Below are 24526 nucleotides of genomic sequence, written 5' to 3' on the forward strand. Positions count from 1 at the left end.
CCGTTACACGCCGATACCAATGCCTCACGGAAAGCCTGAATTGTTTTTCATATAGTGTTTTCACCGGCCCCGCAGTGGGCTACACATGAAAAAATAGTTCGAGGATTTTGCAATGAAAAAATTATTTGCACTGGTGATCGCCGCTGCTATGGGTATGTCTTCTGTTGCTTTCGCTGCTGAGACTACAGCTGCTCCTGCAACGCCAGCAACGCCAGCAACGACTGCTGCTCCAGCGAAACACAAAGCAGTACATCATAAGAAACCTGCTGCTCAGAAAGCGCAGGCTGCTAAGAAGCACAAGAAAGTAGAGAAGAAAGCGCCAGCTGCACAGAAAGCTCAGGCCGCTAAAAAGCATCACAAAAAAGCAACCAAACCAGCTGCACAGAAAGCCCAGGCTGCTAAAAAGCACCACAAAAAAGCAACCAAGCCAGCTGCGCAGAAAGCCCAGGCTGCTAAAAAGCATCACAAAGCAACCAAGCCAGCTGCACAGAAAGCGCAGGCTGCTAAAAAGCACCACAAAGTAACTAAGCCAGCTGCACAGAAAGCGCAGGCTGCTAAAAAGCATCACAAAGTGAAAAAAGCGGCTAAATAAGGTTTACCTTTAGCGCCAACACCGCATTAATGATTGAAAACACCCGGTTAAGCCGGGTGTTTATTTACTGGAGTAGCGAAAAATGGTGCGTCGCTATCGCTTCGAAATTATTCTGATTGTGATGATCCTCTGTGGCATAGTTGCAGCCAGCTTTTTTATCTAGTCGTTGTAGCGTGCTGATTACTCCAATATTTCTCCCTTTTTTACCGCTCACCGACTATAGTTATCGCTCAAGCGTGATGACAACAACTTCTACTTATTCTCGCCATTGAGAGAACTATGCGCCTGGCTATCCTGTTACTTGTTGGTCTTTTCAGTTTTAACCTCGCAGCACATGCCGATGATGAAGATGGGCCTAGCCCGGAAGACATCAAAACCTTGTTCTTTGGCAAAGATCACCGCCAGGCGATTAGCGACGTGAGTGCTGCGCCCTGGGATGCCATCGGTCAGTTAGAGACCGAAAGCGGTAACCTCTGTACTGCCACCCTGATTTCTGCCCACCTGGCGTTAACGGCCGGGCACTGTTTGCTGGCACCGCCGGGGAAGTTTGATAAGCCGGTAGCGCTGCGTTTTATGGCCAGCGCAAAAGGCTGGCGTTACGAGATTCATGATATTGATGCGCGCGTAGAGCCCTCTTTAGCGCGCAGATTGCAGGCTGACGGCGAAGGCTGGATCGTGCCGCCGGGTGCTGCACCTTACGATTACGGGCTGGTTATTTTGCATAACCCGCCGTCCGGCATTGTGCCGATTCCGCTGTTTGAAGGTTCCCGTGGCGATTTGACGGCTGCACTGAAAACCACCGAGCGCAAAGTGACGCAAGCGGGATATCCGGCCGATCATCTGGATACGCTCTATTCGCACAGTGATTGTTTAGTTACCGGCTGGGCACAGCGTGCGGTGTTATCGCACCAGTGCGATACCTTGCCAGGCGACAGCGGTTCGCCGCTGCTGTTGAAAAATGGCGATGAGTGGCAGTTAATTGCGGTGCAGAGTTCGGCGCCCGCACCGGCAGATCGTTACCGCGCCGATAACCGCGCCATTGCGGTGCCGTCGTTTAAGGATAAGCTGGAAGAGTTGGCACAGTAATGTGCGGTCTTTGTAACGTGCGTCTCAGTCGAAAAAGGCGGGCATTGCGTAAAGACGGCGTGAATACATCCCTGTAGCCTCGACCGCCGGTTACTCGCCTCGTCCCTGAGGCTCGCCCACTTCGTGGGCCAACGCTATGCGTTGTTCAAAAACGCTACCGGCGTTTTTGTCCCTGCGGCGGACGCTCTAATCCACTGCCCACCTTTCTCTCGTTAATGTGATATTGATGCCCGCTTTCGTAGGGTCGCCATTCATGGCGACCTCCTAACATGCGAATCGCTTAACTCAGCTGCTCCATCGCTTGCAGAATGCGCTTATCCGAAATCGGATAAGGCGTACCCAATTGCTGCGCAAAATAGCTAATCCGTAGCTCCTCCAGCATCCAGCGAATCGCCAGCACTTCCGCATCATCCTGCCGCTGCGGTGGCAATTTATTACGCCATGTCTGCCATGCCTGCTCAACCGCCTGCACTTTCAGCATGCGCGCGCGGTCGCTGTGCGGATCCACCGGCAGTTTCTCCAGCCGGCGCTCAATACCCTGCAGATAACGTAGCGTATCGCCCAAATGCGACCAGCCGTTGCCGGTAACAAACCCGCGATACACCAGGCCATTCATTTGCGCTTTAATATCGCCTAATGCCAGCGCCAGCGACATATCCACGCGTCCTTTCAAGAACTTGTTGATATTGAACACGCACGTCAGGATCTGTTCGACCTGTTTGGCGATAGTGACAACGGTTTCATTCAAATCGGCACGCACTTTGTCGCGCAGCTGTTCGAAGTTCTCCTGCTGCCACGCCGGACCGCCCGCGTCTGCCATCAGCTTATCCACGCCGCAGGCGATGCAGTCATCGATCAGCTCCAGCACTTTGCCGTACGGATTGAAGTACAACCCAAGCTTGGCTTTGTTTGGCAGCTTCTCGTGCAGATACTTGGTCGGCGACGGGATGTTCAGCAGCAGCAGACGACGCTGGCCGCGCCACATCATTTTCTGCTGCTCGGCTTCGCTATCAAACAGACGAATCGCCACGCTGTCTTTTTCATCGACCAGCGCAGGCCAGGCTTTAACCTGATAGCTGCCGCGTTTTTGCTCGTAGCTTTGTGGCAAGTCGCCAAAGCTCCAGATGTGCAACCCGCTCTGCTCCAGACCATCATCCGCCACTTTTGACAACGTTTCCTGCACCTTGCCCTTCAACAACAGCTTGAGCTGGTGCAGGTTTTTGCCTTCCTGCAGTTTACGATTGTGCTCATCGACTACGCGGAAAGTCATTTTCAGATGATCGGGCACCTGATCCCACTGCCAGGCTTCCCGGTCAATGGTGACGCCGGTCATGCGGCGGAACTCACGCTCCAGTGCATCCAGCAGCGGTTGTTCCATGGCAGTGACGCGACCAAGAAACGCTTCGGCGTAATTAGGTGCAGGCACCAGATTACGGCGTACCGGCTTCGGCAGCGATTTGATCAGCGCGATAACCAGTTCGCGGCGCACGCCCGGAATCTGCCACTCAAAACCGGTTTCTTCAATTTGGTTGAGCAGCGGCAGCGGAATGTGCACCGTCACGCCATCGGCATCCGCGCCCGGTTCAAACTGATAGCTCAGTTTGAGTTTCAGGTTGCCCTGATGCCAGAAGTTAGGGTAATCGAGCTGGCTGACTTTATCGGCGCCATCTTTGATCAGCATTTGCTTATTAAAGCTCAGCAGATCGGGATTCTCTTTGCTGGCCTGTTTCCACCAGCTATCGAAATGGCGCGCCGACACCACGTCGCTGCCAATGCGGCGATCGTAGAACGCGAATAGCGTTTCGTCATCGACCAGAATGTCGCGGCGGCGCGATTTGTGTTCCAGATCTTCGATTTCGCTGCGTAGCTTCAGGTTATTACGGAAAAACGCGTGACGCGTCTGCCAATCACCTTCCACCAGCGCATGACGAATAAACAGCTCACGGCTCAGCTGTGGGTCGATGCGGCTGTAGTTAACTTTACGCGCCTGCACGATCGCCAGGCCGTAAAGCGTCACTTTTTCCGTCGCCATCACCGCGCCCTGCGCTTTTTCCCAGTGCGGTTCACTGTAGCTGCGCTTGATCAGATGCTGCGCCAGCGGCTCAATCCATTCCGGATCGATACGCGCGGCAACGCGGCCCCACAAGCGGCTGGTTTCGACCAGTTCGGCCACCATGGTCCACTTTGGCGGCTTCTTAAACAGGCCGGAACCGGGGAAGATCGAGAAGCGCGCGTTGCGAGCGCCGGTGAACTCCTGCTTCTCATTGTCCTTCTGCCCAATGTGTGACAGCAAGCCGGTAAGCAGCGCGCAGTGTACTTCGCGGTACGGCGCCGGTTCGCTATTGACCGGCATGCCTTGCTCTCGGACTACCTGGCGCAGTTGGGTATAGATATCCTGCCATTCGCGCACACGCAAATAGTTGAGGAAGTCAGTTTTACACTGGCGGCGGAAGTGATTGCTGGAGAGCGCTTTTTGCTGATCCTGCAGATAATTCCACAGGTTAACGAACGCAAGGAAATCGGACTCTTTATCGGCAAAGCGCCGATGTTTTTCATCAGAAGCCTGCTGTTTGTCCGACGGACGCTCGCGCGGATCCTGAATCGACAGCGCGGCGGTGATGATCATCGCTTCCCGCACGCAGCCAAACTTTTGTGCTTCCAGCACCATACGCGCCATACGCGGATCGACCGGTAGCTGGGCCAGCTGGCGGCCTGAGGGTGTCAGCTTATAGGTTTCATCTTCACTCAGCGTAATGGCGCCCAGCTCTTCCAGCAGGCGCACGCCATCCTGAATATTACGTTTATCGGGCGCTTCGACGAACGGGAAAGCGGCAATGTCACCCAGCCCCAGCGCCGTCATCTGTAAAATCACCGATGCGAGATTGGTACGCAGAATTTCCGGATCGGTAAATTCCGGGCGGCTAAGGAAATCGTCTTCTGAATAGAGACGAATACAGATCCCTTCGGAAACGCGGCCGCAGCGCCCTTTACGCTGATTAGCGGAGGCTTGAGATATCGGCTCAATCGGCAAGCGCTGCACTTTAGTGCGGAAGCTGTAACGGCTAATGCGCGCGGTGCCGGGATCGATAACGTACTTGATGCCAGGCACCGTCAGCGAGGTTTCCGCGACGTTGGTGGCCAGCACGATGCGGCGTCCGCTGTGCGACTGGAATACGCGGTTTTGCTCGGCATTCGACAGGCGCGCATACAGCGGCAGAATCTCGGTGTGTGCAATATCACGCTTCATCAGCGCATCGGCGGTATCGCGAATTTCGCGTTCGCCGCTCATAAAGATCAGAATATCGCCGCGGCTCTCCTGCCCAAGCTCATCCACCGCATCGAAAATCGCCTGTAGCTGATCGCGATCGGTATCGTCGGCGTCTTCCACCATCGGACGATAACGGACTTCCACCGGATAAGTCCGGCCAGAAACTTCAATCACCGGCGCATTATGGAAGTGACGCGAGAAACGCTGCGGATCGATGGTCGCCGAGGTGATGATCACCTTTAAATCGGGACGACGCGGCAGCAGTTCGCGCAGATAGCCGAGCAGGAAATCGATGTTCAGACTGCGTTCGTGCGCTTCATCGATAATGATGGTGTCGTACTGCAATAGCAGGCGATCCTGCTGGATCTCAGCCAGCAAAATACCGTCAGTCATCAGCTTAACCTGAGTGGTTTCGCTGACCTGATCGTTAAAGCGCACCTTGTAGCCGATGGTGCCACCGAGCGAGGTTTCCAGCTCATCGGCGATGCGGTTCGCTACGGTGCGCGCCGCCAGACGACGCGGCTGAGTGTGGCCAATCAGGCCTTTGACGCCGCGCCCCAGCGCCAGACAGATTTTTGGCAACTGGGTGGTTTTACCCGATCCGGTTTCACCCGCCACAATCACCACCTGATGCTCACGGATGGCATCGGCAATGTCCTGCTGCTTCTGACTTACCGGCAGGCTTTCTGGGAAGGTAATGCGCGGAGTCGCCGCCTTACGCTGCGCAAGGCGCTGTTCGGCCGCGACAAATTCCGGTTCCAGTTCAGCCACAATCTCCTGCTGCTTAACCGGATTTTTCACCTTTGCCGCGCCCAGCAAACGTCGGCGCAGGCGTTGACCATCGCGCAGCGTCAGATTATCGAGCCGCGTCCAAAGGGAGGCTAAAGGGGAAGGTGCGGATGATGACATAGCGATGCGTTACCTATTGTTGCAGCAAACCGGAGACTTTCCCGGCGGATTCAAGCAATTAATGGTCGCCATCATAGCACAATTTGGAACGCCTGCCTGAGCGGGACGTGCGAGCTTGTTCAATAATTTCGAACATAGATCTCGAAATATTGCGCTTTTACCTCGCGGGCTAACTCCGTACAGTGTAAAGCATTGAGCGGTAAGCCAACCGCGTAACGCACAGGAAAATACCATGAGCAAAGTTTTAGTTCTGAAATCAAGCATCCTCGCTGGATACTCTCAGTCAAATCAACTGGCTGACTTCTACGCTGAAGAAGCACGCGCCAAAGGTGACTCAGTGACAGTGCGTGATTTAGCGGCTCAGCCGATTCCAGTCCTGGATGGTGAGCTGGTTGGCGCGCTGCGTCCTTCAGACGCCCCGCTGTCTCCGCGTCAGCAGGAAGCGCTCTCGTTATCTGACGAACTGATTGCTGAACTGCAAGCCCATGACACCGTGGTTATTGCGGCGCCAATGTACAACTTCAACATCCCAACCCAGCTGAAAAACTACTTTGACCTGATTGCCCGCGCTGGCGTGACCTTCCGTTACACCGAAGCAGGCCCAGAAGGCCTGGTGACCGGCAAGCGTGCGGTAATCCTCTCCAGCCGTGGCGGCATCCACAAAGATACGGCCAGCGATCTGCTGACGCCATACGTGAAACTGTTCCTCGGCTTTATCGGTATCACTGACGTGAACTTCGTGTTCGCGGAAGGCATCGCTTATGGTCCTGAAGTGGCCACCAAAGCGGCTAACGATGCCAAAGACGCCATCAAACAAATTGTTGCTGCGTAATCATTTTTGAACGTGATGAATGCCCAGCCATAAAGGGTATGATGCCATCTCTTGCCGGGCCTGAGCGCCCGGCTTTTTTATGCGCGCTATTTACGCAGCCACTGCCCATTGATACCGCGCACATACTCGCCGCTGCCGGCGCGATTCACCAGTTTCTCACCGGCGATGCGCGCCACTTCGCTGGCGGTTAGATTATTTTGCTGCGCCACGCGCTGATACTGCTCCATTCGGCCGGCGTTAATACGCTTAACCAGTTCGATCGTTACGTCATCCTGCTGGCGCGCCGCGACATAGCCGCTCAGCGTTTCGCCTACGCGCCCCTGCTGACGCGCCTCATCGAGCGTCAACGCCCACGCTGATGGCACCAACAGCAGCGCTACAACGAGCGCGATTGCCTTGCGTTTCATCATGCATCTCCTCAAAACAGGCCGCTCTGGTTCTTCAGCAGCGCTTCCACATCTTTATCCACCTTGATGTGAATCTCATGCTCAATTTTCACGTTCATATTGATGGTGATGGGCTCTTTCGGTGCCGCCACCTCAATACGCGGCACGCAGCCGCTCAATGGCAGCCAGGCTGCCAGCACCAGTAATGCCCTGAGGCTCATGGTTGGGGATCCTTTTTCGAGGGTAAGGTGGCATTTTGCTCCACCCAGGATTGCAAATTATCGCCAAAGCGCAGGCTGCGCCACAGCTGGAACAGATTCTCTTGATGTCGATAGTTCAGATTGACGGTTTGTCGACGGTTACTGAACTGGCTGACGCCTTTCACTTCCGATTGCATGATCAAGTTGCCGAAGTTATCCAGATCAAGCGTGGCCCACGAACGCGAAATCTCCATATAGCGCAGCCAATCCATCGCCGCGCCGGCGGCAACATTGTTGCTGACAATGGCATCCGCCATATCTTTATCCAGGCGGAACGTCAGCGGCCCACTGTTAGCGACCCAACCCTTTTCAATCAACCATTGGGGATTATTCACCCACAGCGGTAGCTCACCGTTAACTTTACCGGACATGGCAAACTGTTTGGGCTTAATCGCGGTGACCAGCTTGCTGAGGTTGATCTCTTTCAGCGAGACGCGCGCGGCCTGATGCTGCGGCATACGCAGCTCGGGCATGCTGACGTGTCCGCCCAGCAAATCGAGATTGACATTACTTAGGGTTAACGGCTGGCGCTCCTGCCACGGATAGTGGCCTTGCAAATCAGCGGTGATATTTTGCAGCGAGAACTGGTTTTTCACTTCAGCGATGCGCAGTGATACTGGGCCGCGACGTCCAAGTTGCCATTGATGGTCTTTCAGGCGAAACGGCAGCGAGAAATCGATACCGTTGATTTCACTGTCCGGCATCCACAGGCTGCCGTTTTTCACCGTCCAGTGACCACCGGCCTCAAAACCCTGAACGCTGGCGGCCGAGAACGCCACCTGCGCGCGTAATTCACCCGACTGAATGCGCATTTTCAGATCGCTACTGAGCAGCGGCTGGAACACCGTCAGCGACTGCGCCGGCCACCAGGCTTCGCCGCGCAATCGTTCGCCATCCCAGCGGCCATGCACGCGCACCGGTCCGATATCTTCCGCCGTCAGCTGACCACGCCACAGGAAATGGCTGGGATCGCTGCCTTTGGCTTCAAAATTGAGTTCTGAAGGTGGCAGCCAGCCGCCGTAGCTAAATTGGGTTTGGCCAGATTTCAGCGTGAAGCCGCCGTTAAACGCGGGCTGTTGCGGATCACGTTGCCAGCGTACCGGCGCGGAGAGCATCAGACGCGGTTTTGCGACTTGCACCATGCCATAGGCCAGCTGATCGAAACCGGTATTCAGCGTATCGAGGCTGATCAAGGTGTCCTGCCAGCTGCCGGTGCCTTTCACATCCCATTTGGCCGCCAGTGGCGCGATGGCACCCTCGCCCCAATAGCGCCAGTTCCAGATACCGCTATCCGGCCAGAAATCCGTGGCGCGCCCATCGAGATGCAGGGTGAAACGGCCAAAGTTCGGATCGTGCGCTTTGAGTATCGCCTGCAGGCGACCGTTTATGCCGCGCGAAGCCAGCGTCACACTCGCCAGCGGCCAGCGTGCTTCATCCACTTCCAGCGTTGAAAGTAAGCGGCCACGCAACCGCAGCAGCGCACCCTGCTTCAGGCTGAGCTGTGGATCGGTTAATACCCCGTGCAACAAGCCCGGCATGCTGCCGAACAGTTGCAGATCGGCGAATTTACTCTCGCCGGTTAGCTGGAACGGCAAAGCGCTATCGATCATGCTGAGTTTGCCCGGCCCAACGCTCAGTACCAGATTGCCTTTGCCGCCGCGCCCTTGCGTCAGCAAATTGAATCGTCCGCTGACCAGAGTGTTTTCCAGACCTTGCTGCCAGTTTTCCAGCGTGAGCGCCAGACCGCCTGAAAGCGGCTGATCGGCCTGTGGCCAGCGCCATTGCCCCTGCGTGATGCGTATTTCCTGCTCATCGACCTGCCACGGCAGTTGCAGCAGCGGCAGTTCATCTCCCTGCTGATTCACGGTTAACGTACCCTGCTGCTGTTGCCAGTTGAGGGTCAGCGTCAGCGGCTGTGGCCACTGCGCCACGTTAAGGTCTGCGCTGAGTTCACCCGCTACCGGCAAGCCGTTGGCAAAAGTTGGCAAAGTCACATCGCCGTGCAGATTGAGCGGTTTAGGCAATAAAGGATGACTGAGTTGCAGCTGACTAATGTGCATCTGTTGGCCCTGCAAACGGGCCTCAAGATTGAGATTGTCGCCTTGGTAACGCAGCCGCTGAACCTCTTGATCTAAGGTAAGATCGAATCGACCAGCATATTGCTGCCACGGCAGAACAGTGATTTTTTGCAAATGCACATCGGCGCCGGGCAGCATCTTCTGCCAGTCGGCCAGGCTACGTGGTGCACCGCTTGCGGCGCTTTGCGGCAGTGATTGCAGGCAATCACTGTTGAGCTGTACGTCAGCGGCGCTAAGCTGCCAACGTTTCTGCTGCCAGCCGAGCGCGGCATCGTGGACGTTCGCCAGTTCGCAATCACCGGCCAGATAGCGCACCGCCGGGAAATGCAGGGCACCCTGCTGCCAGCGCGGCGTGCCGTTGAGCTCAACGCGGGTATTTTCCGGCAGCCAGATACCGGCCAGACGCGGCAACCATTGCGTGAGCGTCAGCAGCAATCCCAATAGCAGCAGTATCAGCGCCAGTAGCGCAGCAAGTGTTCGGCGGAGACCACGCGGCATGGTAGCTAACTATCCCTTTAAATAAGTCCTAAATAATTCGAATGACAGTAAGGCGGCAAGTGGGTGAATCACCAGAAGCTTACTGCAGTAAGAGATTGGGGTGAGTACACGCCACCAAGGCTCCTGACGTTCGAATTATGACGGATTTAATGATGGCATGTTATATCTCACAAATGAAGGCGTTAGCTGCTTAGTCTGGCTGAAGAACAGCAAAATGCCGCGAAAAACGTTATCCTGTGAGGATACCGACGTTGCATTTTTCAGGAGCGAAACAATGAAAGTTGCGGTTTACAGCACCAAGCATTACGACCAGAAATACCTCGAACACGTCAATGCCAGCTTTGGATTTGAGCTGCAGTTTTTTGACTTCCTGCTCACGCCCGCCACGGCGAAAAATGCCGCTGGCTGCGATGCGGTGTGCATTTTCGTAAACGATGATGCCAGCAAAGAGGTGCTGGAAGAGTTAGCGGCGTTGGGTGTTAAGCACATCGCGCTGCGCTGCGCCGGTTTTAATAATGTCGATCTGGCTGCGGCGAAAGTACTGGGCTTAAACGTGGTGCGGGTACCGGCTTATTCACCGGAAGCGGTGGCCGAGCATGCGGTTGGTCTGATGATGACGTTGAATCGTCGCATTCACCGCGCCTATCAACGTACGCGTGACGCCAACTTTTCACTGGATGGCTTAACCGGCTTCAACATGCACAACAAAACCGCAGGCATCGTTGGCACCGGCAAAATCGGCGTGGCCACGATGCGTATCCTGAAGGGATTTGGCATGCGCTTACTGGCGTTCGATCCTTATCCAAGCCAGGCCGCGCTGGAACTGGGTGCGGAATACGTCGATTTGAAAACGCTGTTTGCTGAAGCCGATGTGATTACGCTGCACTGCCCGCTGACGCCGGAAAACCATCATCTGCTGAATGCCCAGGCGTTTAGCCAAATGAAAGACGGCGTGATGATCATCAACACCAGCCGCGGCGGATTAATCGACTCGCAGGCGGCTATTGATGCGCTCAAGCAACAAAAGATTGGTTCATTGGGTATGGATGTGTATGAAAACGAACGCGACCTGTTCTTTGAAGACAAATCAAATGACGTGATTCAGGACGATGTGTTCCGCCGCCTGTCCGCCTGTCACAACGTACTGTTTACCGGCCATCAGGCATTTCTGACTGCCGAAGCGCTAACGGCGATTTCAGAAACCACACTCGGCAATTTGCAGCAGCTGGAACGGGGTGAAATCAGCCCGAATCTGGTCACCGCGTAATTATCCTGCGCCTGCCTTAGCGGGCGCAGCTTCCACCCATCAGCGCCTGTTCGTCACAACGACGACCATTGGCCAACTGACACATGCCTATGCGTGAACCATCTAACTGACGTGAAAACGCCAGCGAGCCCCCGGCATTACTGCAATTCACTTCAGCCATAGATGACATCACAACGCGCGGTGATACGTGTGCGGCAGTGGCTTGTTGCGGCGGTTCGTTATCACTATTGCTGCTGCAGGCAGAAAGTAACAATGTGGCTCCGGCCAGCAGAAAAAGTGCGGCTTTCATCGATGGGGCTCCGGGGATTGAGCGAAAAAGTCGCACCAGCATATGTCAGGCGTGGCAAGGGATCGAGGGGAGACACAGCTTTTTACAAAATTTTCTTCCATGCTTTGCAAGCAGAATTATCCTGATTGGGATATTTCCACCCTTTTCTCGCTGCCACTTACCCAATTATCAATAACTAAGGAGAGAACAATGTTGACGGATATGCTAATCCGTATTGCTTTAGCCGGAATTCTCGGCGGTCTGATTGGCCTGGAACGCCAGCTACGCGCTAAAGAAGCCGGTCTGCGCACCCACATTTTGGTCGGCATCGGCAGCGCCATGTTTATGCTGGTGTCGAAATACGGCTTCGCCGATATGTTAGTGAGCGATCATGTGGCGCTCGATCCCAGCCGTATTGCAGCGCAGGTCGTCAGCGGCATGGGCTTCCTCGGCGCGGGTACCATCATTATTCAAAAACAGGTAGTGAAAGGCCTTACTACAGCCGCTGGCTTATGGGTGACGGCGGCAATTGGATTGGTGATCGGTAGCGGCATGTACGAAATCGGCATTTATGGCACCGTGCTGGCGCTGGTAGTGCTGGAAACCTTTCGTCGCATTAGCCACTGGCTGATTGGCCGTCATCATACATTGCTAGTGCATCTCAAACCCAAAAGCGTGCCGATTGTCTTACTGGTGCTACAGCGCGAGAACGTGCGTTACGGGCATATCGCCGTCGTTAATCGTGACGAGGAGAATGGCTTGTGCGAATTAAGCGTTGAGGTGACATTGTCACGGCGCACGCCGATGCACAATATTTACGACAAGGTGATGGAAATCAAAGGCGTTCAATCGCTGGAGATGATGTAAAAATCATCAATTTTAGAGGCTTGTGCGCTGGCATCCCGCTTGCACACTGATGAGAAAGTCACATCATGGTGCTTTGCTAAACTGAACTGATAACCCCGTAAATTTTGCGGGTTTCTCAGCGTAGCAAAGGACGATTTATGATTACCGTCGACGGTAACGGTGCGGTGGCGTCGGTCGCCTTCCGCACCAGCGAAGTAATTGCTATTTACCCCATCACGCCCAGTTCAACGATGGCTGAACTGGCAGATAGCTGGTCAGGTGAAGGCCGCCGTAATATCTGGGGCGACGTGCCGCGTGTGATTGAGATGCAGTCGGAAGGTGGCGCGATTGCCACCGTGCATGGTGCGCTGCAAACCGGTGCGCTCTCAACCACCTTTACGTCGTCGCAGGGATTGTTATTGATGATCCCCACGCTCTACAAACTGGCCGGGCAATTGACGCCGTTTGTGCTGCACGTAGCGGCGCGTACCGTGGCGACCCACGCGCTGTCGATTTTTGGCGATCACTCCGATGTGATGGCGGTGCGCCAAACCGGCTGCGCCCAACTCTGTGCATCCAGCGTGCAGGAAGCGCAGGATTTTGCCTTAATCGCGCAAATCGCTTCACTGAATAGCCGTATTCCCTTTATTCACTTCTTCGATGGCTTCCGCACCTCGCACGAGATCAACAAGATTGTACCGATCAGCGATGAAACCTTGCAGGCGCTGATGCCTGGCGAAGCAATTACCGCTCATCGTGCCCGTGCGCTCACGCCGGATCGTCCGACCATTCGCGGAACCTCCGCCAATCCTGATACCTATTTCCAGTCTCGCGAAGCCACCAACCGCTGGTACGACGATTGCACCCGACACGTTGAAGCAGCGATGACAGCCTTTGGCGAAACTACCGGACGCTGCTATCAGTCGTTTGAGTTTTACGGCCATCCGCAGGCCGAACGCGTGATCATTATGATGGGATCCGGCTGTGGCACCGCTGAAGAAGCGATTGATGAGATGCAACAGCGTGGCGAAAAAGTGGGATTGGTAAAAGTACGCTTGTATCGCCCATTCTCGGCAACGCATTTGTTGCAGATGATTCCTGTAAGCGCACAGCGCATTGCGGTGCTTGATCGCACCAAAGAGCCGGGCGCGCTAGGGGAACCGCTGTTCCTGGATGTGATAACTGCGTTAGCTGAAGCCTACAGTCGCGGCGAGCGGACATCGCTGCCGAAAGTGATTGGTGGTCGCTATGGTTTGTCGTCGAAAGAGTTCGCGCCCGATGCGGTATTGGCAGTGTTTCGCGCGCTGCAGCGCGATCTGCCACCGGCACGCTTTACCGTGGGGATTTACGACGATGTCACCCACCTTTCACTGCCGATGGAAGCCAACATCGTGCCCAACCGCGCGCGGCTGGAAGCGCTGTTTTACGGTTTGGGCAGCGACGGTAGCGTTAGCGCCAGCAAAAACAATCTGAAGATTATCGGCAACGCTACGCCGTGGCACGTGCAGGGCTATTTCGTCTACGATTCGAAAAAAGCCGGCGGGCTGACGGTTTCCCATCTGCGCGTCAGCGAACATCCGATCCAGTCCGCCTATTTGATTCAGCAGGCAGACTTCATCGATTGTCACCAACTGCAGTTTATCGATAAATATTCAATGCTCGATCAGCTTAAGCCAGGCGGGATTTTCCTGCTCAATACGCCTTACGCTGCTGATGAAGTGTGGGCGCGTTTGCCGCAGGAAGTGCAGAGTCAGCTGAACGACAAGCAGGCACGCTTGTTTGTGATTAACGCGGCGCGCATCGCGCGTGAATGTCAACTAGGCGCGCGCATTAACACCGTTATGCAGATGGCCTTTTTCCAGCTGACGCAGATTCTGCCGGGCGATAGCGCGCTGACTGAACTACAAAACGCGATTGCGCTCAGCTACAGCAGCAAAGGCGAAGCGCTGGTGCAGCGTAACTGGCAGGCGCTGGCGATGGCGCAACAGGCACTGCAGGCGGTAGCGCTGCAGCCGGTTGACAATCGCAGCCCCCACCGCCCGCCGGTGGTAGCGGACAGCGCACCGGATTTCGTCAAAACCGTCACCGCGGCGATGTTAGCCGGTCTCGGCGACAAATTACCGGTCTCGGCGCTGCCGCCCGACGGCACCTGGCCCGTTGGCACCACGCAGTGGGAAAAGCGCAATATTGCCGAAGCGGTGCCCATCTGGCAGCCCGATCTCTGTACGCAGTGCAACCATTGTGTCGCAGCTTGTCCGCATTCGGCCATTCGCGCCAAAGTTGTCGCCCCAGAAGCCTTGGTAGATGCGCCTGCTACGCTGGCCTCACTGGATGTGAAATCACGCGATATGCGTGGGCAGAAGTATCTCTTGCAGGTGGCACCGGAAGATTGCACCGGCTGTAATCTGTGCGTGGAAGTGTGCCCGGCCAGCGACCGTCAGCATCCGGAAATCAAAGCCATCAATATGCAATCGCGGCTGGAACATGTTGAAACTGAGAAAGCCAACTATGCGGCCTTCCTCGCGCTGCCGGAGATCACCGCTGAACAGCTGGAACGTATTGATATCCGTACTTCGCAGCTGATTACGCCGCTGTTTGAATATTCTGGCGCCTGTTCTGGCTGCGGCGAAACGCCGTATATCAAGTTACTGACGCAGCTGTACGGCGATCGCTTATTAATTGCTAATGCCACCGGTTGCTCTTCGATTTATGGCGGCAATTTGCCTTCGACGCCTTATACCACCAACGCGGATGGGCGCGGTCCGGCGTGGGCGAACTCGCTGTTTGAAGATAACGCCGAGTTTGGTTTGGGGTTCCGCTTGAGTGTCGATCTGCAAAAACAGCGCGCGCTGCGCTTGCTCGAGCAGTGCGCGCCACTTCTGCCCACCGGATTAGTAGACGAACTTAAAAGTGACAATGTCACCATAACACAGCGACGTGAGCAGATAGCCCAACTGCGCGCCCTGCTTGCCGCTTCGTCACAGTCTGAAGCGGAAGCCTTAACTGAGGCTGCTGATGCGTAAGTGGAGAAATCCGTCTGGCTGATTGGTGGCGATGGCTGGGCTTACGATATCGGCTACGGCGGCCTCGATCACGTGATGAGCCTGAGCGAAAACGTCAATGTGCTGGTGCTGGATACGCAGTGCTACTCCAACACCGGCGGTCAGGCATCAAAAGCGACACCGCTTGGTGCGGTGACCAAGTTTGGTGAGCAAGGTAAACGCAAGGCACGGAAAGATCTCGGCATGTCTACGCTGCTGTACGGCCATGTGTACGTGGCGCAGATCTCTCTCGGCGCGCAGCTCAACCAAACGGTAAAAGCCATTCAGGAAGCGGAAGCCTGGCCAGGTCCGTCGCTGGTCATCGCATACAGCCCGTGTGAAGAGCATGGCTACGACTTGGCCTACAGCCACGAGCAGATGCGCCTGCTCACCACCAGCGGTTTCTGGCCACTGTATCGCTTCGACCCGCGCCGGGCGGAGCAAGGTAAAGCTGCGCTGGCGCTGGATTCGCGTCCACCGACTTCAGAACTGGAACAGGCATTAATGAACGAACAGCGCTTCCGCCAGTTACAAACCCAGCGCCCCGAAGAGGCCTCGCAGCTGTGGCAGGATGCGACAGAAGCCGCCAATCAGCGTTATCAACGCCTGGCGGAATTGGCAGGAAAAAGCGAGAGAAGTGACTAAATGAACAAGCCCGGCAACAGAGGCCGGGCTTTTTGCGGGTTCAACAGGACATAAGATTTACCAGTGCATTGCTCTCTGCGCATAAAAGAGATCACTTGAGGCTAGCATTCGCGCCCGCAATCCGTACCATACGCAGTCATGTTTATAGGGTTTATTGCCGTTGAAGATTGCTTCAGCCGCTAACGGCCCTCGCCTTCACTCTCAAGCGTGAAAATAATGTCAGAAAATCAAGAAGTAACAAAGAAAGAACAGTACAACCTCAACAAGCTGCAGAAGCGTTTGCGTCGCAACGTGGGTGAAGCCATTGCCGACTTCAATATGATTGAAGAAGGCGATCGCATCATGGTTTGTCTGTCTGGCGGTAAAGACAGCTACACCATGCTGGAAATCCTGCGCAATTTGCAGCAGAGCGCGCCGGTGAACTTCTCGCTGGTGGCGGTGAATCTCGACCAGAAACAGCCTGGCTTCCCCGAGCATATTCTGCCGGCCTATCTGGATGAGCTGGGCGTTGAGTACCACATCGTTAACGAAGACACCTATTCCATCGTTAAAGATAAAATCCCCGAAGGCAAAACCACCTGTTCGCTCTGTTCACGCCTGCGCCGCGGCATTCTGTATCGCACTGCGAGCGAACTGGGATGTACCAAAATCGCCCTTGGACACCATCGTGATGACATCCTCCAGACGATGTTCCTGAACATGTTTTATGGCGGAAAAATGAAAGGCATGCCGCCGAAACTGATGAGCGATGATGGCAAACATATCGTGATCCGTCCGCTGGCTTATTGCCGCGAGAAAGACATCATTCGTTTTGCCGAAGCGCGTCAGTTCCCAATCATCCCCTGCAACCTGTGTGGTTCGCAGCCGAACCTGCAGCGTCAGGTGGTGGCTGATATGCTGCGTGACTGGGATAAACGCTATCCTGGCCGCATCGAAACCATGTTCACCGCGATGCAAAATGTGGTGCCATCACACATGGCGGACATAAATCTGTTTGATTTCAAAGGTATTAAACACGGTGATGCGGTCGTCGACGGCGGCGATTTGGCCTTCGACCGTGAAAGCCTGCCGGTGCAGCCTGCGGGCTGGCAGCCAGAAGAGGAAGATGCGCCTAATCTCAGCGTGCGCCTTGATGTGCTGGAAATTAAATAATCGTCATTGATGTAACGAAAGGCGCGTCGCTTTGGCTACGCGCCTTTTTTATTAGCGGTGCGGTGGCGGATCTTGAATCGGTGGAAATTCGGGGTCGTAAGGCGGCTGTGCGGGTGGAATCGGTTGCGGTTGTGGAATCGGTTCAGGAATTGGCGGTGGATCGGTAGGAATCGGTTCGCTGGCAGTAATCGGTTGCATGCCCTTCTCCTTGTTGCTGAATGTCCTGTAAGCATAGGAAAGGATGCGCGAGCAAGCCAAGCGGGCAAAAAAAAGCCGGCGGATAGGCCGGCGTCGTACGAATCAAATGTGCTATGCAGTAATTCAAAAAAGGAAGTAAGACAATATGGAGCGCAACGCCCATCGCTTGACGTTGCATTCACCTGCGGGAAAGAGTTTGCCCCGATTGACCTGGCGGGATATTGATATCGATCAGGTTTACTCCGCTTTTCTGCCCTACAACCATTTACGCCGTTTCAGCCATATCGCCACGCCCGCCACCATCACCAAAAGCAGCACGCAGAACGCGGTAAAGCCAAGCGCCCAGTTACCACCGGGAATGCCACCTAAATTGACGCCAAATAGCCCAGTGAGAAACGTAGCGGGCAGGAAAATCATCGCCATCAGCGACATGGTGTACGTGCGGCGATTCATTGACTCCGCGAGAATCGAAGCGACTTCATCCGCCAGAATTGAGGTACGCGCTACGCCTGCGTTGAGATCGTCGAGTCCGCGGCCCAATCGGTCCGCGACTTCTTGCATACGACGGCGATCGTCATCGTTCATCCACGCCATTTTTTCGATAGCCAGCCGCGCGTAGACATCACGTTGCGGTGCCATATAGCGGCGCATCACAATCAGTTGCTTGCGCAGCAGCGCAAGGTCTCCGCGCGCCGGCACTTCCTGGTTCATCAGCGCATCTTCCAGCTCGATAATTTTATCGTGCATCTCTTCGATAAATTCGCTGGCGTGATCGGTCAACGCATCACACACATCAACCAGCCAACTGCCACCATCAACCGGTCCATTGCCGTTTTGCAGATCGGTCAGTACCGCGTCAATTGCATACACTTTGCGGCGGCGCGTCGACACAATCAGCTTGTCGTTGATAAACACGCGCATCGCCACCAGTTGATCGGGGCGTGAATCGGCGTTGTGGTTCACGCTGCGCAGCACAATCATAAAGCCATCGCCAAGGCGCGTAACGCGAGGCCGCATGCTGTCGCCGGCCAGCGCATCGCGCACGGAATCGGGAATCAGCGGCGTGTTTTGCAGCCATTCCGCACTTTGCCGTTGAGTGTAATTGAGGTGTAACCAGCAGGGACGTTCGCAGTTGATCACGTCTTTATCGTCGATGGGGATCATGCCACCGGTGCCATCAAGCTGACAGGACACAATGGCATCGGATACTTGTAGTGCTTTACCTTCAATGACGTTCACGAACTCGCCTCGCTATCAAAATCAATACGATACAGTCTAGCGTGGCGCAGACCAGTTGCAATCATCAGGCTGTGAGCAAAGATGACAGGCGATCATCCTGATCGCCCGATGGGTAGGGTTGACGTTAATGCCGACCGGGCGATTTAGTGCTTCTCAATCCACATTTCGCGGCTGTAAGCCACGTCTTCCGGATTAGTGATCGGATACCCTTTCACCCACGGCTTGATCAGGCGTCCGTTAGTATATTGGTAGATCGGCGCGATCGGGGCCTGATCGGCAATAATCTGTTCGGCTTTGTTGTAATCGGTGTTACGCGCCGCGACGCTGGTTTCGGTGCTGGCTTTGGTGATCACCGCATCATAATCGGCACTGCGGAAGCGCGCGATATTACCGCTATGGCTGGAGGTTAGCAGGCTGAGGAAAGTAGACGGTTCGTTGTAATCGCCAACCCATGAAGCGCGGATCACATCAAAACTGCCGCTGTTACGACTGTCGATATAGGTTTTCCACTCCTGATTTTGTAAGGTGACATCAACGCCGAGATTCTTCTTCCACATTGACGCCACCGCGATAGCGATTTTCTGATGGCTCTCTGACGTGTTGTACAACAACGTCAGGTGCAATGGCTTGCCCGGCCCATAACCCGCGGCGGTCAGCAGGGCTTTGGCCTGCGCATTCAGTTCCTGCTGGCTATGCTGCTGCAGATAGCTTTTCAGCGGCGTAAAGCCAGCGGTGACATCTGGCGTGAAATGCCAGGCCGGTTTTTCACCGGTGCCCAATACTTTCTCCGCGATGATGCGGCGATCGATGCTCCACGACAGCGCCTTACGCACGCGCACATCAGCGGTCGGCCCTTTCTCGGTGTTAAACGCGTAGTAATAGGTACCGAGCTGATCCGGCGTATAAACCTGGCCTGGCAACTCTTTTTTTAGCAGCGCGTACATGTTTTTCGGGAAGGATTCGGTGATATCGATATCGTTAGCGCGATAACGTTTGGTCGCGCTGGACTCTTCGTTGATGGGAATAAAAGTGACCTTGGTCAGCACTGAAGCTTTGTCATCCCAATAATGGCTGTTACGTACCAGCACAATTTTTTCATTCACCACCCGATCTTGCAGTTGATAGGCGCCGTTGCCAACCAGCTTGCCGGGAGAAGTCCAGCTATCTCCCTCTTTTTCAATCACTTTTTTCGGTACTGGATACATTGCTGCATTAGCGACCATACTTGGGAACCATGGCACAGGACGTGACAGCGTCACCTTAAGCTGAGTGGCGTCTATTGCGGATACGCCGAGCTTATCGGCGCCCATCTGCCCTTTGGTGATCGCATCAGCATTCTCAATGCCGCTCAGCGCGGCAAACCAGGCAAACGGAGAACTGTTTTTTGGATCAACTAAACGCTGCCAGCTATAGACAAAATCCTGCGCGGTCACCGGTTCGCCATTTGACCAGCGCGCGTCTTTGCGCAGGGTAAAGACCCACGTTTTGTTATCGCTGCTGCTCCAGCTCTGCGCGACGCCGGGCACGATTTTGCCATGCGCATCCTGATTGGTTAGCCCTTCGAACAGATCGCGCATCACCTGAATTTCCGGCAGGCCGACTGCCTTCATAGGATCGAGCGAAGCGGGTTCATCTTTAATATGCCGAACAATTTCCTGCGTGCTGGCCAATTGGGCGCCCGACGAAACGTTGGCGGCGAATGCGGGTGAGACTGCGCTGGTTACGATTAAGGCCGACAGCGTCATGCGAAACGTTAGATTCATCACCACTCCTTTACGCGAAAAAATGGCGACTGCTAAACAAAGGGTGTCGCCAGTAACTTTCGGCACTTTATCGCAAATTGCTGATTGATATATAGCTATTTCCCCACGCGCTGTTTACCGTTATGTTGAGGCTGGATTATCGGTCACATTTTTTACTTTGAGCGCCAGTAAGCTTTGGCTGCGTTTGGAAGCATCTCAATGAGGAACGTCATGTCGTCATACCATCCACGTCCGCTACGCGGCAAACTGGACGCTGTCTGGCAGCAATACGGGCAATCGGTGCTGGGCGCCCCGCTGCTGTGGTTCCCTGCACCCGCGGCGGATGCAGAAAGCGGCCTCATCATTGCCGGCACACACGGTGATGAGAATGCCGCTATTGCCACCTTATCCGGCGCGATGCGCACTTTGCCCGATGCTCTGCGTCGTCATCACGTCATTCTGGCTGTGAATCCAGATGGCTGTCAGCTGGGGCTGCGCGCTAACGCTAACGGTGTCGATCTCAATCGTAATTTCCCCGCTGCTAACTGGCAGAGCGGCGATACGGTTTATCGCTGGAACAGCGAAGCCGATGAGCGTGATGTGGTGCTATCAACCGGTAGCAGCCCTTCGTCAGAACCTGAAACCCGCGCGCTATGTCAGCTGATTCACCAAATAAAGCCGCATTGGGTGGTTTCCTGGCATGAGCCGCTGGCTTGTATCGACGATCCACATCACAGTGATTTAGCGCAGTGGCTGGCGCAGCAAACGGCGCTGCCGGTCGTCAGCAGCGTGGGTTATGCTACGCCAGGCTCGTTTGGTAGCTGGTGCGATGATCTCGGCCTGTTATGCATTACCGCCGAGATGCCGCCGATTTCGGTGGATGAAGCCACCGAGGTTTATCTGGAAGCGATGATCAATCTGCTGCGCTGGCAGCCCGCGGTTTGAGTACGCCGTGAGAGAAATGCAGCGACGGTTCAACATCAGCAGCTAGCCAGGTTGGACCGTCGAGATCGGCAAATTTCGCCCGGGTTGTCAGCGGCAACGCCGCGCGAATCGCCCGCGAAGTACATAGCATGCAGCCGAGCATAATGGCAAAACCCTGCTGCTGCGCCGCATCCGCTAACGCTAGCGCTTCAGTTAAGCCGCCCGTTTTATCCAGTTTGATATTCACCATTTCATAGCGCCCTTGAAGCTGGGTCAGGCTTTCACGCGTATGACAGCTCTCATCTGCACAGATCGGTAGCGGATGAATAAAGTTGCCCAGCGCGGCATCCTGCGCCGCCGGAAGTGGCTGCTCAAGCATCGCCACGTCGAGATCGGCCAGCAATTGACAACGCGCCGCCAGTCCTTCGGCATGCCAGGATTCATTGGCATCAACGATCAGCGTGGCCTGCGGCACCGCGCTGCGAATGGCCACCAGACGTTCGCTGATCAGATGGTCATCCATTTTAATCTTCAACAAGCGCGCGCCATGCTGCCATAGCGCCTGTGCACTGCTGGCCATCGCATCTGGCGTGTCGATACTGATGGTATGTGCGGTGACGATTTCATCAGCCAACGCGACATCGCACAAATCCACCAGGCTTTTCCCCTGCTGCTGGCGCGCTAAATCCCACAATGCACAGTCGATGGCATTGCGCGCCGCACCGGCCGGTAATGCCTGCTGCAACGCTTCACGCGTCATACCATCCTGCAGCGCGCTCAGCTGCGAAGCAATTTGTTGCAGCACCGACTCTTCGCTTTCACCGTAGCGCGCGTAAGGTGTCGCTTCACCCACACCTTTCACGCCATCCTGCTCAATTTCCACTACCACGACATGCGCTTCGGTGCGACTGCCTCGTGAAATAACAAACGGCGAATGCAACGGCCAGGCTTCCGGATAACTCTTTACTGTTCTCATTATTTCTCCTTAGAACCGCAACATAATTGCGAGCCGGCTCGATTATCGCCAGGAAAGGCGCTCGTAAACCCTTAAAAATTATGTCATAAATTAGCGCTATATCTAATCTGACGCTGCTAAAGTCAGACTTCCACCGTCGTTAAAAAAGGAAATCGTATGTCTCAGAATGTTCACTTCCAGGGCAATCCGGTGCCAGTTGCAGGTCACTTCCCGCAAGTTGGCGAGCAGGCTAAACCGTTCAGCCTTGTCGCTAAAGATCTTGGTGACGTATCCCTTTCTAAGTATGCAGGCAAACGCAAAGTTCTGAACATTTTCCCAAGCATTGATACTGGCGTATGCGCGGCCTCGGTGCGCAAGTTCAACGAGCGTTCAGGTGAAGCGGACAATACCGTGGTGCTGTGTATCTCTTCGGATCTGCCTTTTGCCCAGTCACGCTTCTGCGGCGCTGAGAACGTGAGCAACGTCATCACGCTCTCTTCACTGCGCGGTGCTGAATTCAAGGAAGATTATGGCGTGGCGATTGCGGATGGCCCGTTGAAAGGCCTGACTGCACGTGCTGTGGTGGTGCTGGATGAAAACGATAAAGTGATTTACAGCGAACTGGTGAACGAAATCACCGAAGAGCCTAACTACGATGCGGCGCTGGCTGCACTGAAGTAAATGGCTGCCAAAATAACAACGCCGCCTTAAAAAGGCGGCGTTTATTTGAGGCGCATAGGTTTAAATCAGTAACTCTATGCGTTATTCACTCTCGCTTCGTTTCTGCCCCAGGCCATACTCACGCAACTTATTGGCAATCGCGGTATGCGATACGCCAAGACGCTTCGCCAGCTTGCGCGTGCTGGGGTAAGAGAGATACAAACGGGTCAACACCGAACGTTCAAAACGGCTGGTGATATCGTCCAGCGACCCCTCCATCGCCTCTTCTCCCAACGACACATCAAGTGCCTGCTCAGGCAGCACGATATCTTGCGGCCCTAATTCGTATCCTTCCAGCTGCGTCAGCGCGCGGTACAGCGCATTTTTCAGCTGACGCACATTGCCCGGCCAGTTATAACGTGTGAGGAACGGCGTTAGCTGCGATGACAGGCGCGGACGTGGCAATCCTTGCTCATCAGCAAAGCGGGCGACGAACATTTCGGTCAGCGGCAAAATATCCAGCGGACGTTCGCGTAGCGGTGGTAGATTTAGCGTCAGCACGTTCAGCCGATAGAACAGATCCTCACGAAACTCACCGCGTTGCACCAGCTCAATCAGGTTCTTCTGCGTGGCACAAATGACACGCACATCGACGTGAACTTCATGCTCCTCACCCACGCGACGGAAAGTCCCGTCATTGAGGAAGCGCAGCAGTTTGGTCTGCATACGCGGCGACATTTCGCCAATCTCATCCAGCAGCACCGAGCCGCCGTTGGCCTGTTCAAAGAAACCTTTCTTGCCTTCCAGCGCGTTGGGATAAGCGCCCGCCGCGTGACCAAATAGCTCGCTCTCAGCCACATCATCTGGCAACGAGGCGCAGTTCAGCGCCAGGAACGGCTTTTTGCCGCGTGCGCTGCGTAAATGACAGGCACGTGCCAGCATATCTTTACCGGTGCCGGTATCGCCGACGATCAGCAGCGGCGCATCGTGCATCGCGAGCTTACGCGCCTGATCGATTACCTGACGCATTTTTGGCGTGACGGCGACGATGTGATCGAATTCAGATTCGTCGGTGACGGTCAGGTTCTGCAACTGACGGCCCATGCGCGCCGTCGATTTCAGCGTAATCATCGCCCCGACGGGCAGATCGCTCTGTCCCTCTTCTTCCGCCAGATAAATTGGCCGCGCCTCCATCAGAAAATCACGCCCCTGAATCACCACGTGCTGCGCCTGGGCGTCAACCCGCTCGTTTTCCAGCCAGCGCTGAAAATTGAAACCGGTGATTAAGGTTGCGACGTTTTGATTACGCAGTTTTTGTTCATCGAGGGTAAACAGATTTTGTGCTGCCGGGTTAGCCAGCTCGACCTTGCATTTCAGATCGATAGACAACACCGGTTCCGGCATCGCCACCAGCAGCGCGCTCAGCGCACGATGCTCACGTTCAGATGGCATAAACGAAACGGTACGAACGTCTGTCACGCCAGGTGTACGGCGAATTTCTGCCATCAGGTTGCTGAAAGGTTCAAATTCCAGCGCGGTAAAATTGAGGTAAATGCGGCCGAGTGGCGCAATTTCGATGCCGCGCAGATCAATATTGCGGGCAACCAGCAGGTCGAGCAACTCGCGCGCCAGACCGATTCGGTCCTGGCAGAAAACTTCCAAACGCATTGCGATGAGCCT

At 55.0% G+C, this 24526-nt stretch carries 19 protein-coding genes and 1 pseudogene; 10 read left to right on the forward strand and 10 right to left on the reverse strand.

Going from position 1 to position 24526, the window contains the following annotated elements; translation table 11 throughout:
• Positions 1 to 112: 112 nt before the first annotated feature.
• The 3 genes from asr (at position 113) to WH298_RS19715 (ending at position 1678) form a co-directional block, all read left to right on the forward strand.
• Positions 113 to 592 (forward strand): acid resistance repetitive basic protein Asr, encoded by a 480-nt coding sequence (asr, locus tag WH298_RS19710; protein WP_180823657.1) that lies wholly within the window; start codon positions 113 to 115, stop codon positions 590 to 592.
• Between the two features lie 82 nt (positions 593 to 674).
• Positions 675 to 755, forward strand: coding sequence for a small membrane protein YdgU (gene ydgU / locus WH298_RS23730; RefSeq protein WP_455843913.1), 81 nt, complete (start codon positions 675 to 677; stop codon positions 753 to 755).
• 116 nt (positions 756 to 871) lie between these two features.
• Positions 872 to 1678, forward strand: a complete 807-nt coding sequence (locus tag WH298_RS19715; RefSeq protein WP_007888006.1) for a trypsin-like serine peptidase — start codon at positions 872 to 874, stop codon at positions 1676 to 1678.
• 280 nt (positions 1679 to 1958) lie between these two features.
• Here the strand turns inward: WH298_RS19715 and hrpA are convergent, their stop codons facing one another.
• Positions 1959 to 5855 (reverse strand): ATP-dependent RNA helicase HrpA, encoded by a 3897-nt coding sequence (gene hrpA / locus WH298_RS19720; RefSeq protein ID WP_180823658.1) that lies wholly within the window; start codon positions 5853 to 5855, stop codon positions 1959 to 1961.
• A gap of 232 nt (positions 5856 to 6087) precedes the next feature.
• On the opposite strand from hrpA, the gene azoR reads away from it, so the two are divergent.
• Positions 6088 to 6687, forward strand: coding sequence for an FMN-dependent NADH-azoreductase (gene azoR / locus WH298_RS19725; RefSeq protein ID WP_049852219.1), 600 nt, complete (start codon positions 6088 to 6090; stop codon positions 6685 to 6687).
• Between the two features lie 86 nt (positions 6688 to 6773).
• On the opposite strand, the gene WH298_RS19730 is transcribed toward azoR, so the two are convergent.
• The 3 genes from WH298_RS19730 to WH298_RS19740 are packed head-to-tail and all read right to left on the reverse strand — an operon-like array spanning position 6774 to position 9909.
• Positions 6774 to 7094 (reverse strand): YdbL family probable chaperone protein, encoded by a 321-nt coding sequence (locus tag WH298_RS19730; protein WP_180823659.1) that lies wholly within the window; start codon positions 7092 to 7094, stop codon positions 6774 to 6776.
• Between the two features lie 11 nt (positions 7095 to 7105).
• Entirely contained in the window at positions 7106 to 7294 is a 189-nt protein-coding gene (locus WH298_RS19735) for a YnbE family lipoprotein (protein WP_007888015.1), read from the reverse strand.
• A complete protein-coding gene (locus WH298_RS19740; RefSeq protein WP_180823660.1) occupies positions 7291 to 9909 on the reverse strand; it encodes a YdbH family protein in 2619 nt (872 codons plus the stop codon). Before WH298_RS19740 ends, WH298_RS19735 begins: the two co-directional genes overlap by 4 nt.
• Positions 9910 to 10183: 274 nt before the next feature.
• On the opposite strand from WH298_RS19740, the gene WH298_RS19745 reads away from it, so the two are divergent.
• Positions 10184 to 11176 (forward strand): 2-hydroxyacid dehydrogenase, encoded by a 993-nt coding sequence (locus tag WH298_RS19745; RefSeq protein ID WP_180823661.1) that lies wholly within the window; start codon positions 10184 to 10186, stop codon positions 11174 to 11176.
• 16 nt (positions 11177 to 11192) lie between these two features.
• On the opposite strand, the gene WH298_RS19750 is transcribed toward WH298_RS19745, so the two are convergent.
• Entirely contained in the window at positions 11193 to 11465 is a 273-nt protein-coding gene (locus WH298_RS19750; RefSeq protein WP_007888020.1) for a putative hemolysin, read from the reverse strand.
• A 189-nt stretch (positions 11466 to 11654) separates the two neighbouring features.
• Between WH298_RS19750 and WH298_RS19755 the strand changes: the two genes are divergently transcribed.
• The 3 genes and pseudogenes from WH298_RS19755 (at position 11655) to ttcA (ending at position 17128) form a co-directional block, all read left to right on the forward strand.
• Entirely contained in the window at positions 11655 to 12311 is a 657-nt protein-coding gene (locus WH298_RS19755; protein ID WP_007888022.1) for an MgtC/SapB family protein, read from the forward strand.
• 137 nt (positions 12312 to 12448) lie between these two features.
• Positions 12449 to 15976, forward strand: a pseudogene (nifJ, locus tag WH298_RS19760) (pyruvate:ferredoxin (flavodoxin) oxidoreductase).
• Positions 15977 to 16192: 216 nt separating this feature from the next.
• On the forward strand, positions 16193 to 17128 hold the full coding sequence (ttcA, locus tag WH298_RS19765; protein ID WP_007888027.1) for a tRNA 2-thiocytidine(32) synthetase TtcA: 936 nt from the start codon (positions 16193 to 16195) through the stop codon (positions 17126 to 17128).
• A gap of 51 nt (positions 17129 to 17179) precedes the next feature.
• Here ttcA and WH298_RS19770 read toward each other — a convergent pair whose 3' ends face one another.
• The 3 genes from WH298_RS19770 to WH298_RS19780 all read right to left on the reverse strand — a co-directional run bounded on the left by WH298_RS19770 (position 17180) and on the right by WH298_RS19780 (position 20328).
• Complete coding sequence (locus WH298_RS19770) at positions 17180 to 17326, reverse strand: hypothetical protein (protein ID WP_007888028.1); 147 nt, start codon at positions 17324 to 17326, stop codon at positions 17180 to 17182.
• A gap of 255 nt (positions 17327 to 17581) precedes the next feature.
• Complete coding sequence (gene zntB, locus WH298_RS19775; RefSeq protein ID WP_007888030.1) at positions 17582 to 18565, reverse strand: zinc transporter ZntB; 984 nt, start codon at positions 18563 to 18565, stop codon at positions 17582 to 17584.
• Positions 18566 to 18708: 143 nt separating this feature from the next.
• On the reverse strand, positions 18709 to 20328 hold the full coding sequence (locus tag WH298_RS19780) for a peptide ABC transporter substrate-binding protein (protein WP_180823662.1): 1620 nt from the start codon (positions 20326 to 20328) through the stop codon (positions 18709 to 18711).
• 210 nt (positions 20329 to 20538) lie between these two features.
• Between WH298_RS19780 and mpaA the strand changes: the two genes are divergently transcribed.
• Positions 20539 to 21252: a murein tripeptide amidase MpaA gene (gene mpaA / locus WH298_RS19785; RefSeq protein ID WP_007888036.1), complete on the forward strand. Its 714-nt coding sequence runs from the start codon at positions 20539 to 20541 to the stop codon at positions 21250 to 21252.
• Here mpaA and ycjG read toward each other — a convergent pair.
• Positions 21221 to 22207, reverse strand: coding sequence for an L-Ala-D/L-Glu epimerase (ycjG, locus tag WH298_RS19790; protein ID WP_180823663.1), 987 nt, complete (start codon positions 22205 to 22207; stop codon positions 21221 to 21223). The two genes, mpaA and ycjG, sit on opposite strands and share 32 nt — an antisense overlap.
• A gap of 156 nt (positions 22208 to 22363) precedes the next feature.
• On the opposite strand from ycjG, the gene tpx reads away from it, so the two are divergent.
• Positions 22364 to 22867: a thiol peroxidase gene (gene tpx, locus WH298_RS19795; protein WP_007888056.1), complete on the forward strand. Its 504-nt coding sequence runs from the start codon at positions 22364 to 22366 to the stop codon at positions 22865 to 22867.
• An 81-nt stretch (positions 22868 to 22948) separates the two neighbouring features.
• Here tpx and tyrR read toward each other — a convergent pair whose 3' ends face one another.
• Entirely contained in the window at positions 22949 to 24514 is a 1566-nt protein-coding gene (gene tyrR, locus WH298_RS19800) for a transcriptional regulator TyrR (protein WP_049852211.1), read from the reverse strand.
• Positions 24515 to 24526: the final 12 nt, after the last annotated feature.

The sequence above is a fragment of the Pantoea nemavictus genome (genome assembly GCF_037479095.1).
GTDB classification, from domain to species: domain Bacteria; phylum Pseudomonadota; class Gammaproteobacteria; order Enterobacterales; family Enterobacteriaceae; genus Pantoea; species Pantoea nemavictus.